This window comes from Streptomyces sp. JLSY215 (genome assembly GCF_059682825.1).
Genome location: NZ_CM185022.1, coordinates 1,829,291 through 1,847,434, shown reverse-complemented (window position 1 = coordinate 1,847,434; position 18,144 = coordinate 1,829,291). Strand labels below are relative to the sequence as shown.

General features: G+C 69.9%; 12 protein-coding genes. 6 read left to right on the top strand and 6 right to left on the bottom strand.

Annotated features, from left to right (window positions below):
- Positions 1-202: 202 nt before the first annotated feature.
- From AC5677_RS08290 to AC5677_RS08275, 4 genes are all read right to left on the bottom strand, one after another.
- Positions 203-1,807, bottom strand: a complete 1,605-nt coding sequence (locus tag AC5677_RS08290; RefSeq protein ID WP_497194363.1) for a glycerol-3-phosphate dehydrogenase/oxidase — start codon at positions 1,805-1,807, stop codon at positions 203-205.
- Positions 1,808-1,809: 2 nt separating this feature from the next.
- Positions 1,810-3,360, bottom strand: coding sequence for a glycerol kinase GlpK (gene glpK, locus AC5677_RS08285; protein WP_497194362.1), 1,551 nt, complete (start codon positions 3,358-3,360; stop codon positions 1,810-1,812).
- Positions 3,361-3,409: 49 nt separating this feature from the next.
- Positions 3,410-4,198 (bottom strand): MIP/aquaporin family protein, encoded by a 789-nt coding sequence (locus AC5677_RS08280; protein WP_497194361.1) that lies wholly within the window; start codon positions 4,196-4,198, stop codon positions 3,410-3,412.
- A gap of 225 nt (positions 4,199-4,423) precedes the next feature.
- Positions 4,424-5,188 (bottom strand): IclR family transcriptional regulator, encoded by a 765-nt coding sequence (locus AC5677_RS08275; protein ID WP_497194360.1) that lies wholly within the window; start codon positions 5,186-5,188, stop codon positions 4,424-4,426.
- Between the two features lie 238 nt (positions 5,189-5,426).
- Here AC5677_RS08275 and metH point away from each other — a divergent pair, with 238 nt between their 5' ends.
- The 4 genes from metH (at position 5,427) to AC5677_RS08255 (ending at position 13,552) form a co-directional block, all read left to right on the top strand.
- Complete coding sequence (metH, locus tag AC5677_RS08270; protein WP_497194359.1) at positions 5,427-8,936, top strand: methionine synthase; 3,510 nt, start codon at positions 5,427-5,429, stop codon at positions 8,934-8,936.
- Positions 8,937-9,090: 154 nt separating this feature from the next.
- The gene (locus tag AC5677_RS08265) at positions 9,091-9,792 is read left to right on the top strand and encodes an HAD family hydrolase (protein ID WP_497194358.1); all 702 of its coding nucleotides are present in this window, start codon (positions 9,091-9,093) and stop codon (positions 9,790-9,792) included.
- A gap of 397 nt (positions 9,793-10,189) precedes the next feature.
- Positions 10,190-11,794, top strand: coding sequence for an ABC transporter substrate-binding protein (locus AC5677_RS08260; RefSeq protein ID WP_497194357.1), 1,605 nt, complete (start codon positions 10,190-10,192; stop codon positions 11,792-11,794).
- Between the two features lie 159 nt (positions 11,795-11,953).
- Positions 11,954-13,552 carry an ABC transporter substrate-binding protein gene (locus AC5677_RS08255; RefSeq protein WP_497194356.1) on the top strand — a complete coding sequence of 533 codons (1,599 nt, stop codon included), beginning with the start codon at positions 11,954-11,956 and terminating at the stop codon, positions 13,550-13,552.
- A gap of 72 nt (positions 13,553-13,624) precedes the next feature.
- Here the strand turns inward: AC5677_RS08255 and AC5677_RS08250 are convergent, their stop codons facing one another.
- Positions 13,625-14,296: a response regulator gene (locus AC5677_RS08250; protein WP_497194355.1), complete on the bottom strand. Its 672-nt coding sequence runs from the start codon at positions 14,294-14,296 to the stop codon at positions 13,625-13,627.
- Positions 14,297-14,309: 13 nt separating this feature from the next.
- Positions 14,310-15,272: a RecB family exonuclease gene (locus AC5677_RS08245; RefSeq protein ID WP_497194354.1), complete on the bottom strand. Its 963-nt coding sequence runs from the start codon at positions 15,270-15,272 to the stop codon at positions 14,310-14,312.
- A gap of 175 nt (positions 15,273-15,447) precedes the next feature.
- On the opposite strand from AC5677_RS08245, the gene AC5677_RS08240 reads away from it, so the two are divergent.
- Together AC5677_RS08240 and AC5677_RS08235 are read left to right on the top strand one after the other, a co-directional pair.
- Positions 15,448-16,698 carry a site-2 protease family protein gene (locus tag AC5677_RS08240; protein ID WP_497194353.1) on the top strand — a complete coding sequence of 417 codons (1,251 nt, stop codon included), beginning with the start codon at positions 15,448-15,450 and terminating at the stop codon, positions 16,696-16,698.
- Positions 16,699-17,031: 333 nt separating this feature from the next.
- Positions 17,032-17,985: a tRNA (adenine-N1)-methyltransferase gene (locus tag AC5677_RS08235; protein WP_497194352.1), complete on the top strand. Its 954-nt coding sequence runs from the start codon at positions 17,032-17,034 to the stop codon at positions 17,983-17,985.
- Positions 17,986-18,144: the final 159 nt, after the last annotated feature.

Genomic DNA, 18,144 nt, shown 5'->3' with positions numbered 1-18,144 from the left:
GGGTCGGGGCGGCGGGCGAACACGACGATGGGGCGGCCCCGTGGCCCGCCCCATCGTCCTTCACCGTACGGCACCATGACGCTCCGTCAGCGACGTGCCGACACCAACACCGACACCGACGCCGACGCCGACCCGGAAACCGCCACTGCCGCCGTCATCGTCACCGCAAGCGGCCCGTGCCCGGTGCGCCTCTCTGTGGGCCTCAGCCCTCCAGCATGTCCTTCACCTTGGCCCGGACATCCTCCGTGTCCAGTCCGCGGATCATCAGCGTGGTGCGGCGGCGCAGCACGTCGTCGACCGTCTCGGCCCACTCGTGGTCGCGGGCGTAGGCGACCTGCGCCCAGATCTCCGGCGCGTCCGGGTGGATGCGCTCGGCCAGCGCCGGGTTGTCGTTGGCCAGCCGGGCGATGTCGAAGGACAGCGAGCCGTAGTGGGTGGCCAGGTGGCGGGCGGTCTCCGGCGCCATCCGCGGGCCGGGCGTGCCGCCGTCGATCAGCAGGCGGTGGGCGACCGCGTTGGGGTTGGCGATACCGGGCAGCGGGAGCTTCTTCGGCAGCTGGGAGATCGGCTCCATGTCCTCGGCCAGCGGGTGGCCGGGCAGCGCCGCGAGCTTGTTCATCACCGTGCGGCCGATGTGCCGGAAGGTCGTCCACTTGCCGCCGGCGACGGAGAGCATGCCACCGCTGCCCTCGGTGACGACGGTCTCGCGCTTGGCCTTGGAGGTGTCGCCGGGGCCGCCGGGCAGCACCCGCAGGCCCGCGAAGGAGTACGTGATCAGGTCGCGGGAGAGCTGCTGGTCACGGATGGAGAAGGCGGCCTCGTCCAGGATCTGGGCGGTGTCCTTCTCGTTGACCGCGACATCCGCCGGGTCGCCCTCGTACTCCTCGTCCGTGGTGCCGAGCAGCAGCATGTCCTCCCAGGGGAGGGCGAAGGTGATGCGGTACTTGTCGATCGGGGTGGCCAGCGCCGCCTTCCAGGGGGCGGTCCGCTTGAGGACCAGGTGCGCGCCCTTCGAGAGGCGGATGGAGGGCGCCGCGTTCGGGTCCTCCATCTTGCGCAGGTGGTCGACCCAGGGGCCGGTGGCGTTGAGCACCAGGCGGGCGTTGACGCCGAACTCCTGGCCGTCCATGCGGTCCTTGAGCTCGGCGCCGGTGACCCGGCCCTGGGTGAAGCGCAGTCCGGTGACCTCGGCGTGGTTGAGGACCGTGGCGCCCGCCGCGACCGCCGCGCGGACGGTCATCAGGGCCATCCGCGAGTCGTTCATCTGGTCGTCGCCGTACACGGCCACGGCCTTGAGGTTGTCCGTGCGCAGCTCCGGCACGTCCCGCTGGGCCTTGGCCGGGGATATGACGTGGCCGACGCCGTCGCCGAACGCGGACAGCGCGGAGTAGGCGAAGACGCCCGCGCCGAGCTTGGCCGCGCCGTGCGGGCCGCCCTTGTAGACGGGCAGGTAGAAGGTCAGGGGGTTGGCGAGGTGCGGTGCCACCTGGCGCGACACCGCACGACGCTCGAAGTGGTTCTCCGCCACCAGCTTGACCGCTCCGGTCTGCAGGTAGCGCAGACCGCCGTGCAGCAGCTTGGAGGAGGCGGAGGAGGTGGCGCCGGCGAAGTCACCGGCGTCCACCAGGGCCACCCGCAGTCCGGCCTGCGCGGCGTGCCAGGCGGTGGAGATGCCCAGGATGCCGCCGCCGATCACCAGGAGGTCGTACGTCGCCTTGGAAAGCTGCTCCCGAGTCTCGGCGCGGCTCGCGTGCGAACCGTTGGCCGGGTGCGTCCCGAGTGCCGGGACGCTCTGCAGGGTGCTCATGTTTACTCCTCGACAGTGCTGTCATCGAGCCAGCCCATGGAACGTTCCACAGCCTTGAGCCAGCTCTTGTACTCGCGGTCACGGGTGGCCGCATCCATCCGGGGGGTCCATTCGGCGGCCCGGCGCCAGTTGGCGCGCAGCTCGTCGGTGCTGGACCAGAAGCCGACGGCCAGTCCGGCCGCGTAGGCGGCGCCGAGGCAGGTGGTCTCGGCGACCATCGGGCGCACCACGGGTGCGTCCAGGAAGTCCGAGATGGTCTGCATCAGCAGGTTGTTGGAGGTCATTCCGCCGTCGACCTTGAGCGCGGTCAGCTCGACGCCGGAGTCCTTGGTCATGGCGTCGGTGATCTCGCGGGTCTGCCAGGCGGTGGCCTCGAGCACGGCGCGGGCGATGTGCGCCTTGGTGACGTACCGGGTCAGGCCCGCGATCACACCGCGCGCATCCGAGCGCCAGTAGGGGGCGAACAGGCCGGAGAAGGCCGGGACGAAGTAGGCGCCGCCGTTGTCCTCGACGGTGCTGGCCAGCGTCTCGATCTCGGCCGCGGAGTTGATGAGCCCCATCTGGTCGCGCATCCACTGGACGAGCGAGCCGGTGACGGCGATGGACCCTTCCAGGGCGTAGACCGGGGTCTCGTCGCCGATGCGGTAGCCGACGGTGGTCAGCAGTCCGTTGTACGAGTTGACCGGCTCGTGGCCGGTGTTCATCAGCATGAAGGTGCCGGTGCCGTACGTGGACTTGGCCTCGCCCTGGCTGAAGCAGGTCTGGCCGAACAGCGCGGCCTGCTGGTCGCCGAGCGCGGAGGCGACCGGGACGCCGGCGAGGACACCGGTGGCGGTGGTGCCGTAGACCTCGGCGGAGGACTTGATCTCCGGCAGCACGGCGGCCGGGATCTCCATCGACGCGAGGATCTTCTCGTCCCACTCCAGGCTGTGCAGGTTCATCAGCATGGTGCGCGAGGCGTTGGTGACGTCGGTGACGTGGTGGCCGCCGTTCACGCCGCCGGTGAGGTTCCAGATGACCCAGGAGTCCATCGTGCCGAAGAGGATGTCGCCGCGCTCGGCGCGCTCGCGCAGGCCCTCGACGTTGTCGAGCAGCCAGCGGATCTTCGGACCGGCGAAGTAGGAGGCCAGCGGCAGGCCGGTCTCGCGGCGGAAGCGGTCCTGGCCGACGTTGCGGCCCAGTTCCTTGCAGAGCGCGTCGGTGCGGGTGTCCTGCCAGACGATGGCGTTGTGGACGGGCTCACCGGTGTTCTTGTCCCAGAGCACGGTGGTCTCGCGCTGGTTGGTGATGCCGATGGCCTTGACGTCGCGGGCGGTGATCCCGGCCTTCTCGACGGCGCCGTCCACGACCTGCTGGACGTTGGTCCAGATCTCCGTCGCGTTGTGCTCGACCCAGCCCGGCTTCGGGAAGATCTGCTCGTGCTCCTTCTGGTCGACCGAAACGATCCGGCCGTCCTTGTCGAAGACGATGCAGCGGCTGGAGGTGGTGCCCTGGTCGATCGCGGCGATGAACGGGCCGTGCCCGTGGGAGGAGGTGCTGGGGGTGTCGCTCATGGTGTGCTCCAAGAAGTCTGTGCGGGCTCAGTCGGGGCGGTCAGGCGGCTCAGGCGAACGCCACCTGGTAGATGCCTCCGGCGATGGCTCCGCCGATGAGCGGGCCGACGACCGGGATCCATGCGTAGCCCCAGTCTGAACCGCCCTTGTTGGGCAGCGGCAGCAGCGCGTGCACGATGCGCGGGCCGAGGTCGCGGACCGGGTTGATGGCGTATCCGGTCGGACCGCCGAGCGAGAGGCCGATGCCGACGACGACCAGCGCGACCAGCAGGGTGCCGATGGTGCCGACGCCCTTGCCGTTGTCGCTCAGGCCGAGGGTGAGGATCGACAGCACGAGCACGGTCGTGGCGATGATCTCGGTGGCCAGGTTCTGCACCGTGTGCCGGATCTCCGGGCCGGTGGAGAAGATGCCGAGCACCGGGCCGGCCTTGGGCGCGGCCTTCGGGTCGACCAGGCCCTCCTCGCTGGTGTGGTCCGCCAGCACCTGCTTGTCGGTCAGATGCGCCTGGAACTGTCCGTAGTAGACGATCCAGACCAGCACCGCGCCGATCATGGCGCCGAGCATCTCACCGGCGAGGTACACCGGCACCTGGCTCCACTCGATGCCGCCCTTGATGGCGAGACCGATGGTGACCGCAGGGTTGAGATGTGCGCCGGACTTCGCGGCGATGTAGGCACCCGTAAGGACGGCGAAGCCCCACCCGAAGGCGATGGCGACCCATCCGGCGTTGAACGCCTTGGAGCGCTTGAACGTGACGGCGGCGCAGACGCCACCACCCATCAAAAGCAGAACAGCGGTACCGATGGTCTCGCTGATGAAGATGTCGGAGCTGGACACCCGCGACTCCTTTGTCCTTCGTCCAGGGGAAGGCGAACCCCGGGTCCCTCCGGTGGTCCGCGCCCTCAGAGGGCGGTAGTCGGCCCGCGGCAGTGCCCACCATAGCGAATATTGTCGTTAGGTGTTCGACAATGCCGACCGACGAACGGCAGTTTTGTTCACCGTAAGAACCCCGTCAAGGGCTACGTGGCGAAAAACTTACGTGAACATAAAGGAGGAAAACGGTCAGAATCGGCCTGCGCCAAGATCCCTTGACACTGCGCGTGCGCAATCCCTCACCGCAGCGATGATTTCCGGCCGCAGTTCACCCTCCCGGCAGACCCGCTCCACGGCACCTGTGACACCCACCGCACCCACCGGCATCCGCCGCCGGTCATGGATCGGCGCGGCCACCGAGGCGACGCCGTCCCAGGTCTCCTCCACGTCCGCGGCCCAGCCGCGCGCACGGGTCAGGTCCAGCAGCTTCTCGAAGTCCCCCAGGTCCGTCACGGTGCGCGGCGTGAACGCCTCCCGCTCCGCCTCGGTGATCTCGCTGTGCGCCACCGGGTCGTACGCCGAGAGCACCTTGCCCAGCGCCGTGCAGTGCAGCGGCTGCATCGCCCCGACCTCGAGGACCTGCCGGCTGTCGTCGGGCCGGAAGACGTGGTGCACGATCAGGACGCCCTGCTGGTGCAGCACCCCCAGATAGACGCTCTCCCCGCTGGAGCGGGCCAGGTCGTCGGTCCACACCAGGGCGCGGGCGCGCAGCTCGTGCACGTCCAGATAGCTGTTGCCCAGGCGCAGCAGCTCCGCGCCCAGCTGGTAGCGGCCGGACGCCCCGTCCTGCTCGACGAAGCCCTCCTGCTGCAGGGTGCGCAGGATGCCGTGCGCGGTCCCCTTGGCCAGCCCCAGGGAGGAGGAGATGTCGGAGAGTCCCAGTCGCCGTTCCCCGCCTGCGAGCAGCCGCAGCATCGCGGCTGCTCGCTCCAGCGACTGGATGGTGCGTGCCATCGGGCAACCTCCGAAGTATGCGGTTCGACAATGCCAAACGATATCGGCCCATGCCGACTCTTGGTTAGCGGACAGGGTCTGTCAACGATCATGGATAGTCCATGGACCCCCCACCCGGCCCCGCTGTCCACGGCGTGGAACGGGGAACCCCTGTACGGGACCGCCAGCTACGCTGACCGGGTGCGCCGTCTTCCGGAGGGCGCAAAGCCGACAGCCGTCGCAACCAGGGAGCATCTCCATGGCCTCGTACACGCCATCGTCCACCAGCACATCCCGAGTCGAATCACTGCGTGAGGCGCTCGCCTCCAGGGTGGTGGTAGCCGACGGGGCGATGGGCACCATGCTGCAGGCGCAGGATCCGTCGCTGGAGGACTTCCAGCAGCTCGAGGGCTGCAACGAGATCCTCAACCTCACCCGCCCGGACATCGTCCGCTCGGTCCACGAGGAGTACTTCGCGGTCGGCGTCGATTGCGTCGAGACCAACACCTTCGGGGCGAACTTCGCGGCGCTGGCCGAGTACGACATCCCCGAGCGGGTCTTCGAGCTGTCCGAGTCCGGCGCCCGCATCGCCCGCGAGGTCGCCGACGAGTTCACCGAGAAGACCGGCCAGCAGCGCTACGTCCTCGGCTCCATGGGCCCCGGCACCAAGCTGCCGACCCTGGGCCACGCCCCCTACGTCACCCTGCGCGACGCCTACCAGCAGAACGCCGAGGGCATGATCGCGGGCGGCGCCGACGCGCTCCTGGTGGAGACCACCCAGGACCTGCTGCAGACCAAGGCCGCGATCCTGGGCGCCCGCCGCGCCCTCGACGTCACCGGCACCAACCTGCCGATCATCTGCTCCGTCACGGTCGAGACCACCGGCACCATGCTGCTGGGCTCCGAGATCGGCGCCGCGCTCACGGCCCTGGAGCCGCTGGGCATCGACATGATCGGCCTGAACTGCGCCACCGGCCCCGCCGAGATGAGCGAGCACCTGCGCTACCTCGCCCGGCACTCCCGGGTCCCGCTCTCCTGCATGCCGAACGCCGGTCTGCCGGTCCTGGGCAAGGACGGCGCGCACTACCCGCTGTCCGCCCCCGAGCTGGCCGACGCCCAGGAGACCTTCGTCGCCGAGTACGGCCTGTCCCTGGTCGGCGGCTGCTGCGGTACGACCCCCGAGCATCTGCGGCAGGTCGTCGAGCGGCTCCGCGGCGTGGCCCCCACCGCCCGCGAACCGCGCCCCGAGCCCGGCGCCGCGTCCCTGTACCAGACCGTGCCGTTCCGCCAGGACACCTCGTACATGGCGATCGGCGAGCGCACCAACGCCAACGGCTCCAAGAAGTTCCGTGAGGCGATGCTGGAGGGCCGCTGGGACGACTGTGTGGAGATGGCCCGCGACCAGATCCGCGAGGGCGCCCACATGCTCGACCTGTGCGTCGACTACGTCGGCCGGGACGGCGTCGCCGACATGCAGGAGCTGGCCGGACGCTTCGCCACCGCCTCCACCCTGCCCATCGTCCTGGACTCCACCGAGCTCCCGGTGATCCAGGCGGGCCTGGAGAAGCTGGGCGGCCGCGCCGTCATCAACTCCGTCAACTACGAGGACGGCGACGGCCCCGAGTCACGCTTCGCGAAGGTCACCGCGCTCGCCAAGGAGCACGGTGCCGCGCTGATCGCGCTGACCATCGACGAGGAAGGCCAGGCCCGCACGGCCGAGAACAAGGTCGCCATCGCCGAGCGCCTCATCGAGGACCTCACCGGCAACTGGGGCATCCACGAGTCGGACATCCTCATCGACACCCTGACCTTCACCATCTGCACCGGTCAGGAGGAGTCCCGCAAGGACGGCATCAACACCATCGAGGCCATCCGGGAGCTCAAGCGGCGCCGCCCGGACGTCCAGACCACGCTGGGCCTGTCCAACATCTCCTTCGGCCTCAACCCGGCCGCCCGCGTCCTGCTCAACTCCGTCTTCCTGGACGAGTGCGTCAAGGCCGGCCTGGACTCGGCGATCGTGCACGCCTCCAAGATCCTGCCCATCGCGCGCTTCGACGACGAGCAGGTCACGGTCGCCCGCGATCTCATCTACGACCGCCGCACCGACGGCTACGACCCCCTGCAGAAGCTCATGGAGCTCTTCGAGGGCGTCTCCACCAAGTCGATGAAGGCCGGCAAGGCCGAGGAGCTCCTCGCCCTGCCGCTCGACGAGCGCCTGCAGCGCCGCATCATCGACGGCGAGAAGAACGGCCTGGAGGGCGACCTCGACGAGGCCCTGCGGGACACGCCCGCCCTCGACATCGTCAACAACACCCTCCTGGAGGGCATGAAGGTCGTCGGCGAGCTCTTCGGCTCCGGCCAGATGCAGCTGCCGTTCGTCCTCCAGTCCGCCGAGGTCATGAAGACCGCGGTGGCCTACCTGGAGCCGCACATGGAGAAGTCGGACGCGGAGGGCAAGGGCACGATCGTGCTCGCCACCGTCCGCGGCGACGTCCACGACATCGGCAAGAACCTCGTCGACATCATCCTGTCCAACAACGGCTACAACGTCGTCAACCTCGGCATCAAGCAGCCGGTCTCCGCGATCCTGGAAGCCGCCGAGGAACACCGCGCCGACGTCATCGGCATGTCCGGGCTCCTGGTCAAGTCCACCGTGATCATGAAGGAGAACCTCGAAGAGCTCAACCAGCGCAAGCTGGCCGCCGACTTCCCCGTCATCCTCGGCGGCGCGGCCCTCACCCGCGCCTACGTCGAGCAGGACCTGCACGAGATCTACGAGGGCGAGGTCCGCTACGCCCGCGACGCGTTCGAGGGCCTGCGCCTGATGGACGCCCTGATCGCCGTCAAGCGCGGCGTGCCCGGCGCCGCCCTGCCCGAGCTCAAGCAGCGCCGCGTCGCCAAGCGGGACACGGCCGTCCTGGAGGTCGAGGAGCCGGAGGGCTCGGTGCGCTCCGACGTCGCCGTCGACAACCCCGTCCCCACCCCGCCGTTCTGGGGCACCCGCGTCGTCAAGGGCATCCAGCTCGCCGACTACGCCTCCTGGCTGGACGAGGGCGCGCTCTTCAAGGGCCAGTGGGGCCTCAAGCAGGCCCGTACGGGTGAGGGCCCCAGCTATGAGGAGCTGGTGGAGACCGAGGGCCGCCCGCGGCTGCGCGGCTGGCTGGACAAGCTGCAGACCGAGAACCTCCTCGAGGCCGCCGTCGTCCACGGCTACTTCCCCTGCCACTCCAAGGGCGACGACCTGATCCTCCTGAACGAGGACGGCACCGAGCGCACCCGCTTCACCTTCCCGCGCCAGCGCCGCGGCCGCCGCCTGTGCCTGGCGGACTTCTTCCGCCCGGAGGAGTCCGGCGAGCGCGACGTCGTCGGCCTCCAGGTCGTCACCGTCGGCTCGAGGATCGGCACGGAGACGGCCAAGCTCTTCGAGGCCAACTCCTACCGCGACTACCTCGAACTGCACGGCCTGTCCGTCCAGCTGGCCGAGGCACTGGCCGAGTACTGGCACGCCCGGGTGCGTGCCGAGCTCGGTTTCGCGGGCGAGGACCCGGCCGACGTCGAGGACATGTTCGCGCTCAAGTACCGCGGCGCGCGCTTCTCGCTGGGCTACGGCGCCTGCCCCGACCTGGAGGACCGCGCCAAGATCGCGGACCTGCTGCAGCCGGAGCGGATCGGCGTCCAGCTCTCCGAGGAGTTCCAGCTGCACCCCGAGCAGTCCACGGACGCCATCGTGATCCACCACCCGGAGGCGAAGTACTTCAACGCGCGGTAGCACCGCGTCCCGGACGGTTTCCGTCCGCTTGACCGCGCGTATCGGCCCGTACCGTCGTACACTGGTCGGTCCGGTAGAGGCCGGTCGCAACCCCCGCCGGGGGCGGCGACCGGCCCTTTCGTCCCTTCGGGGACGTCTCAACGGAGGTGGATGGATGACCAGCAGCATCCCCGCAGTCGGCACCCGTGCGGCCGAGCCCGCCACCCTCCAAGCCGTCTTCCTCGATCTGGACGGCACCCTCGTCGACACCGAGGGGTTCTGGTGGGAGGCCGAGGCCGAGGTCTTCGCGGAACTGGGCCACATCCTCGACGACGGCCACCGCCAGGTCGTCGTCGGCGGTCCGATGACCCGCAGCGCCGGCTATCTCATCCAGGCCACCGGCGCCGAGATCGGCCTCGCCGAACTCAGCGGGCTGCTCAACGCCCGCTTCGCCGCCCGGATCGGCCGCGGGGTGCCGCTGATGCCCGGGGCCCGGCGGCTGCTGGCCGAGCTGCGGGCCCACGGCGTGCCGACCGCCCTGGTCACCGCCTCGCACCGCGCCATCATCGAGCTGATGCTGCACTGGCTGGGCCGGGAGCACTTCGATCTGACCCTCGCCGGCGACGAACTCGAACGCACCAAGCCGCACCCGGACCCGTATCTGACGGCCGCCGCCCGGCTGGGCGTGGACCCGGCGCGCTGTGCCGTCGTCGAGGACACCCTGACCGGAGTGACGGCGGGGGAGGCCGCGGGCTGCCGGGTCGTCGCCGTACCGTCGGTGACGCCGATCCCGGCCGCGGACGGCCGTACGGTCGTGGGCTCGCTCGAAGAAGTCGATCTCGCATTTCTCCGCGCGCTCATCACGGAAAGCCGCTGAATCGTGTACTGAGCGTGTCCCCGCCGCTCCCCCGGGAAAAACGCCGTTAACGCACCGGGAACTCAGGGGAGCGGCGCGCTCATTTTCCGTTACACAGACTCCGGCGGAATTACCTCGGCGCCACGCCCCTCGGAATGCGTGACGTTTCTCACGTGTAGCCCCATCGACAGCGGACTCGACAGATGATCCACAGGGTGCACTTGGGGGTTTCTACGGGGGTAAGTGTCCGGATTGATGGGGCAACGCGCGAATCGTTCCGCCGTCCGGATATCGGTCACGCCGTCGCCGTTATCCCTTGGCCATATTGATTCAACTCCGTTGTGTCCCGGACCGGCTGACCGTTCCTACTAATGTCTACGCGAGCAACACCTCTGCGCTGATAAGGAACCTGCCGAAGATGAACCGCAAGACCTTGGTGCTTCCGGTCGTGGCCGGTCTGCTCGCGCCCGTACTCGCCGCCTGCGGCACGGACGGCGCGGGCGAGGGCGGCGACCCCATCGTCGTCGGTGTTGCCTCCCAGATCGAAGCCACCGCAGCGGCGCCCGCGCCCCTCGACCCGGCCCAGGCCTACGACGTCGATGCCTGGAACATGCTGCGCGGCACCCTCCAGACGCTCATGCGGCTGCCCCGGACCGGCACCGCCCCGGTGCCCGAGGCGGCCGAGTCGTGCGGGTTCCGGGACACGCAGAACGAGCAGTACCGCTGCACCCTCCGCAAGGGGATGCGGTTCTCCAACGGGCACGCCCTGACGGCGCAGGACGTCAAGTTCTCCATCGACCGCATGCTGCGGATCGACAACACCAGCGGCCCGGTGTCGCTGCTCTACGGCATCGACAAGGTCGAAACGCCCAACGACGCCGAGGTGGTCTTCCACCTCAAGAAGCCGGACGCCACCTTCCCGCAGAAGCTCGCCACACCGGCCGCCGCCATCGTCGACTCCCAGGTGTATCCGAAGGACCACCTCTACAAGGGCTTCGACCTGATCGGCTCCGGCCCGTACACCCTCAAGGCCGAGCACACCTCCGACCGCATCACCAAGGCCGTCTTCACCAAGAACCCCAAGTACAAGGGCGGGATCGAGGTCAAGAACGACAAGGTCGAGATGCGCTTCTTCGCCGACTCCGGGGCGATGGAGAAGGCGCTGCGCAAGGGCGACATCGACGTGATGAACCGCGGCCTGTCACCGGAGCAGATCAAGGGCCTGGAAAACTCCGACGACAAGCACATCACGCTCCAGCCGATGCCCGGCCAGGAAATCCGCTACATCGCCTTCGACACCAAGGACCCCAAGGTCTCCGACAAGGCCGTCCGGCAGGCGATGGCCCAGGTCATCGACCGCTCGCAGTTGGTGCGCGACGTCTACGCCTACACCGGCGACCCGCTCTACTCGCTGGTCCCCAGCGGCCTCACCGGCCACATCAACTCGTTCTTCAACAAGTACGGCAACCCCAGCGTCGCCGCCGCCCGCAAGACCTTGCAGCAGGCGAACATCACGACCCCGGTGAAGTTCACCCTCGCCTACACCACGAACCACTACGGCTCCAGTACCGCCAAGGAGTTCCGTACGCTGCAGACGCAGCTCAACGACAGCAAGCTCTTCGACGTCAGCCTCAAGGGCATCGACAGCTGGCAGCAGTTCCGTGCCGAATCCCGGGCCGGGCGGTACACCGCCTACGGGATGGGCTGGTTCGCCGACATCCCGGACGCGGACAACTACATCGCGCCGTTCATCGGCAAGGGGAACTTCCTCAACACCCCCTACCGCAACTCCACCATCGAGTCGCAGGTGATCCCCGGCACCCGCCAGCAGACCGACCGCAACGCCGCCGCGGCCGGCTTCAAGCAGGCGCAGAACATCCTCGCCGACGACGTCCCGATCCTCCCGCTGTGGCAGGGCAAGCAGTACGTTGCCGCCCGCGACGACGTCACCGGCGCCGAGTGGGCCCTCAACTCCTCCTCGGCACTGCAGATCTGGGAGCTGGGCCACGGCGTCGCCGGCTGACCTCGGCAGTCGTTCCGTACCCACCCCCGCGCCGCAGCGGCAGCCCCGCCGCGGCCGCACCGTGCGCCCACACATCACGCACCACCGCGACACGGCAGCATGCACCACCGCGACACCGCACCAGGCAACACAGCGACACCGAACGTGAGGAACCACGTAGTGAGGCAGCGTGACCAATGGCTGGCCGCCCCGATCGGAGCGGGGCTGGCAACAGCCCTGCTCGCGCTCGCAGGGTGCAGCGCCGACGACTCAGGAGCCGCCGGAGTGGGCGAGCCCGTCGTCATGGGAATGACGGACAAGGTCGTCGCCACCGACCCTGCCGCGGGCTACGACCCCGGGTCCTGGCTGTTGTTCAACAACGTCTTCCAGTCCCTGCTGAGCTTCCCCAAGGGCGGCACCACACCGGAGCCGGAGGCCGCCGAGAGCTGCACCTTCACCGACACCCGCAGCCAGGTCTACCGCTGCACCCTCAAGGACGGCCTCACCTTCAGCAACGGTGACAAGCTGACCTCGAAGGACGTCAAGTACTCCTTCGACCGCACCCGGCGCATCAAGGACAAGAACGGCCCCGCCGTGATGTTCTCCGCCCTCGACAAGGTCGAGACGCCGGACGCCAAGACCGTGGTCTTCCACCTCAAGACGCCCGACGCCACCTTCCCCATGAAGATCGCCTCGGGCGCCGGCTCCATCGTCGACCACACCTCCTACCCGGCCGACCGGCTGCGCACCGACGGCAAGGCCGTCGGCTCCGGCGTCTACACCCTCAAGGAGTACGGGGCCAAGCAGGCCGTCTTCGACGTCAACCCGTCCTACAAGGGCCCGGCCAAGGTCAAGAACGCCGGGATGACCCTGAAGTTCTTCCACGACCGCGAAACGCTCAAGAAGGCCGTCCGCAGCGGGAGCGTCGACATCGCCTACCGCGGACTGTCCACCCAGGACATCGCCGCCCTCTCCAACGCCTCACTGAACCAGCAGCACGGCACGCAGGTGGTCGAGGGCAGCAGCGCCGAGGTCATGCACCTGGTCTTCAACTTCAAGGACCCGGTCGCCGGCAAGCTCGGCGTCCGCAAGGCGATCGCCTACCTCCTGGACCGCTCCACCCTCGTCCGCGACGTCTACCAGCACACCGCCGAACCCCTGTACTCCATCGTCCCCGCGGGCATCACCGGCCACAACACGGCCTTCTTCACCACCTACGGCGACCGGCCGCAGCCCGGCAAGGCGGCCGCCGCCCTGCGCGGCGCCGGCATCACCGGCAAGGCCAAGCTCACCCTCTGGGCCACCCCGGACCGCTTCGGCCCCGGCACCGTCCCCGCCTTCAAGGAAATCGCCCAACAGCTCAACGCCAGCGGCCTGTTCGACGCCAAGGTGCGCAGCGTGCCCACCAAGGAGTACGAGCAGGGCGTGGCGGCCGGCCGCTTCGGTGTCTACGTCAAGGGCTGGGTCCCCGACTACCCGGACCCGGACAACTTCACCCAGCCGTTCTTCGGCAAGAACAGCGTGCTGTCCAACCACTACGACTCGCCGCAGATCACCGGCCGGCTGCTCCCCAAGACCGCCGACCAGCCCGACCGCGGCGCCACCAAGGACGACTTCCGCGAGCTGCAGGACATCGTCGCCCGCGATCTGCCGGTCATCCCGATCTGGCAGGGCAAGCAGTACGCCGTCGCCCGCGACGGGATCTCCGGCCTGGAATGGACCCTGGACTCCTCCACCGTCTTCCGGTTCTGGGAGATCAGCAAGGCGGCCGACGCCTGATCCGGCACATCAATGACGGTGGGGCGGGCCCGGGGATCCCCGGGCCCGCCCCACCGTCGTTTCCGCTGTCGGCTACTGCGCGCCGGGGCGCACCAGCCCGCTCTCGTACGCGTACACCGCCGCCTGCACCCGGTCCCGCAGACCCAGCTTCGTCAGCACATGGCCCACATGCGTCTTGACCGTCGTCTCGCTGACGAACAGATCCGCGGCGATCTCGGCGTTCGACAGCCCGCGCGCCACCAGCTTCAGCACCTCCACCTCGCGCTCGGTGAGCGTGCCCAGGGTGTCCGGCACCGCCTCCTCGCCCGACGGCAGATGGCCCGCGTATTTGTCCAGCAACCGGCGCGTGATGCTGGGCGCCAGCATCGCCTCGCCCGCCGCCACCACCCGGATCGCCTGCACCAGCTCATTGGCCGGCGCGTCCTTCAGCAGAAAGCCGCTGGCCCCCGCGCGCAGCGCCTCGACGACGTATTCGTCCAGATCGAACGTCGTCAGCACCAGCACCTTCGCCGGGCCGTCCTTCGCCGGGCCGGTGATCTGCCGGGTCGCCTCGACGCCGTCCATCCGGGGCATCCGGATGTCCATCAGCACCACATCGGGCTGCAGTGCCCGCACCTGGTCCAGCGCCTGCAGACCGTCTCCGGCCTCACCGACGACCGCCAGATCCTGCTCGGCCTCCAGGATCATGCGGAATCCCGTGCGCAGCAGGGGCTGGTCGTCGACCAGCAGGACGCGGATGGCCACGAGCTCTCCTTCGTTAGATCTGCTCCATTCTGCCCTGCTCGCCGGCGCCGCCCGCCGCCGGGCGGACCGTCAGGGGATAGACCGGGGGAGTGCCGCCGAATTCCGGACAGTGCGCCTGGTGGTCGCACCAGCCGCACAGCTTGGTCGGCCGCGGCCGCCAGTCCCCGGTCTCCGTCGCCAGCCGGATCGCGTCCCACAGCGCCAGCAACTTCCGCTCCACGCCCCGCAGATCGGCCTCGGTCGGGTCGTACGTCACCAGATCGCCGCTGCCCAGATACACCAGCTGCAGCCGCCGCGGCACCACACCGCCGCGCCGCCACATCACCAGCGCATAGAACTTCATCTGGAACAGCGCGCCCTCGGCGAACTGCGGCCGCGGCGCCTTACCGGTCTTGTAGTCGACGATCCGCACCTCGCCCGTCGGCGCGACGTCGACCCGGTCGATGAACCCGCGCAGCTGCAGCCCGGACTCCAGCACCGTCTCCACATACAGCTCACGGTCGGCCGGCTCCAGCCGCGTCGGATCCTCCAGCGAGAACCACCGCTCCACCAGCGCCTCGGCCTCCGCCAGCCACGCCGCCAGCCGCTCGCCGTCCGCGTCGTCCGTGAACAGCTCCGCCAGCTCCGGCCGCTTGGCCAGCAACTTCTCCCACTCGCCCGGCACCATCGCCCGCGCGCCGGGCGCCGTACGCTCCGCCGCCGGCGCATCGAAGAGCCGCTCCAGCACCGCATGCACCACCGTGCCGCGCGTCGCCGCCGCGCTCGGCTTCTCCGGCAGCCTGTCGATCACCCGGAAGCGGTACAGCAGCGGACACTGCATGAAATCGCTCGCCCGCGACGGCGACAGCGCGACCGGCGGCTGCGCCCCGCCCGCCGCCCGCTCGCCCTCCGGCGCCACCCGCTGGGCCCCGGGCCCGCCCGCGGTCCGCTGCCCGCCCTGCGTGGCCGCCTCGGCCCTCTCGGTGCTCGTTCCCATGCCACCGACCCTACGGCCCGCCACTGACAAGCGGGTACGACCGGTGCAACGGCGGGGCCCCACAGCGGATACGGGCCGAACGCTCCGCATACCATCGACGCCGTACCCCTTTGCGCTGCATGATCGGGAGATCACGCCGAGCAGGCGCAAAGGCCGCATTCGACGAGGGGACGCCGTGGACGACAGCGGGAAGCCGCAGGACCCCCAGGAGTCCGCGCAGTACCGGCCGCCCGAGCCGCCCAGGGACGCCAAGAAGCCCAAGGCGGCGGGGCGCAAGAAGGGCGGCGGCATCCTCATGGGCCGCCCCTTCGGTGTGCCCGTCTACGTGGCTCCCAGCTGGTTCGTCGTCGCCGCCCTGATCACCTGGGTCTTCGGCGGCCAGCTCGAGCGCGTCCTGCCCGAACTCGGCGCCGCCCGCTACCTCGTCTCCCTCTTCTTCGCCGTCGCCTTCTACGCCTCGGTGCTCGTCCACGAGCTCGCACACACCGTCGCGGCGCTCCGTTTCAAGCTCCCCGTACGCCGCATCCAGCTCCAGTTCTTCGGCGGCGTCTCGGAGATCGAGAAGGAGTCCGAGACCCCCGGCCGGGAATTCGTCCTGGCCTTCGTCGGACCGCTGCTCTCCCTGGTCCTGGCCGGCATCTTCTACGCCGGCATGTACCTGGTCGAACCCGGCACCGTCCCCGGTGTCCTGCTCGCCGGCCTGATGATCTCCAACCTCATCGTCGCGATCTTCAATCTGCTGCCCGGCCTCCCCCTGGACGGCGGGCGGATGCTGCGCGCCGTCGTCTGGAAGATCACCGGCAAGCCCATGACGGGCACCGTCGCCGCCGCCTGGGTCGGCCGCGCGCTCGCCGTCACCGTCCTGATCGGCCTCCCGCTGCTCACCCACACCGGCGCCCTCGGCGGCACCCCCGAAGAGATCGGCGACACCGACTGGCTCACCGACGGCCTGCTCGCCGCGATCCTCGCCGCCATCATCTGGACCGGCGCCGGCAACAGCCTGCGCATGGCCCGGCTGCGCGAACGTCTCCCCGACCTCACCGCCCGCACCCTCACCCGCCGCGCCGTCCCCGTGGAGAGCGACACCCCGCTCTCCGAGGCGCTGCGCCGCGCCAACGACGCCGGTGCCCGCGCCCTGGTCGTCGTCGACCGCCAGGGCGACCCCACCGCCGTGGTCCGCGAGGCCGCCATCGTCGGCGTCCCCGACCACCGCCGCCCCTGGGTCCCCGTGGGCACCCTGGCCCAGGACCTCAAGGACGGCATGCGCGTCTCCGCCGAACTCGCCGGCGAGGACCTCCTGGAATACCTGCGCGCCACCCCCGCCACCGAATACCTCGTCGTCGAGGAGACCGGCGAGATCTACGGCGTCCTGGCGACGGCCGACGTGGAACGCGCCTTCGTCTCGGCGATGGCCCGCCCGTCCTGACGCCTGCCAGTCCTGACGTCTGCCCCGACGGTCGCCCGCCGCGCCGGTCCATTACGTCCGCCCTGACGCCTGCCCTTCCTGGCGCCCGCCCGTCCTGACGCCCGTCGTGACGCGCGGGCTTCGCCTCCGGCACCCCTGGGTAGCCCCCAGCCGGGGGGAGCGCCGTGTTCGACCGGCCGGATAGCACCGAGGCCCGCCCTCCACAGCACCAAGGCCCGCCCCCACCCACCACAGCCCGCCCGCCCCCGGCCGGACGCCCCCCCCGCCCGCGCCGCCCCCCGCCCACACCGCCCACTGGTCCGTCCCGCCCCGATCGGCCGGTAGGCTGGTCACATGTCCGAACCGACCGGTGCCGCCCGCCGTCGCGGGCCCTTCAAGGTCGGGGACCAGGTCCAGCTCACCGACCCCAAGGGACGCCACTACACCTTCACGCTCGAAGAGGGAAAAAGCTTCCACACCCACAAGGGAGCCTTCCCCCACGACGAGCTGATCGGTGCTCCCGAGGGCAGTGTTGTCCGTACCACCGGGAACGTCGCTTACCTTGCGCTGCGCCCGCTGCTCCCCGACTACGTCCTGTCCATGCCCCGCGGCGCCGCCGTGGTCTACCCCAAGGACGCGGGGCAGATCCTGGCGATGGCCGACATCTTCCCCGGCGCCCGCGTCGTCGAGGCCGGTGTGGGCTCCGGCTCGCTCAGCAGCTTCCTGCTGCGCGCCACCGGCGACGACGGCATGCTGCACTCCTACGAGCGCCGCGCCGACTTCGCCGAGATCGCCACGCAGAATGTGGAGCGCTACTTCGGCGGCCCGCACCCCGCGTGGACGCTCACCGTCGGTGACCTCCAGGACAACCTCTCCGACACCGACGTCGACCGCGTCATCCTCGACATGCTCGCCCCCTGGGAGTGCCTGGAGGCCGTCTCCAAGGCCCTGGTCCCCGGTGGCATCCTCTGCGCCTACGTCGCCACGACCACGCAGCTGGCCCGCACCGTCGAGGCGATCCGCGAGCACGGCACCTTCAACGAGCCGTCGGCCTGGGAGACCATGGTCCGCACCTGGCACGTCGAGGGCCTCGCCGTCCGCCCGGACCACCGCATGATCGGTCACACCGGCTTCCTGCTCACCGCCCGCCGCCTCGCCGACGGCGTCGAGCCGCCGCTGCGCCGTCGTCGCCCCGCCAAGGGCGCCTACGGTGAGGACTACACCGGCCCCGGCAAGAAGACCCAGGGCGCGGCCTCCGACAGCACCGAAGGCACCGACGCCACCGAAGGCGCCACGGACCGCGGCTGACCGCCCCCGACCGGCTACCGAACCACCGGGCGCCGTCGACGAGTTCCCCAGGGACCCGCCGGCGGCGCCGTTCGTTCACCTCTGCGCCCACCGCGTGATCGGCACGTAAAACTCCGGTCCCGCTGGTTCCGCGCCGTGGCCTCCTGTGGAACGATGCTG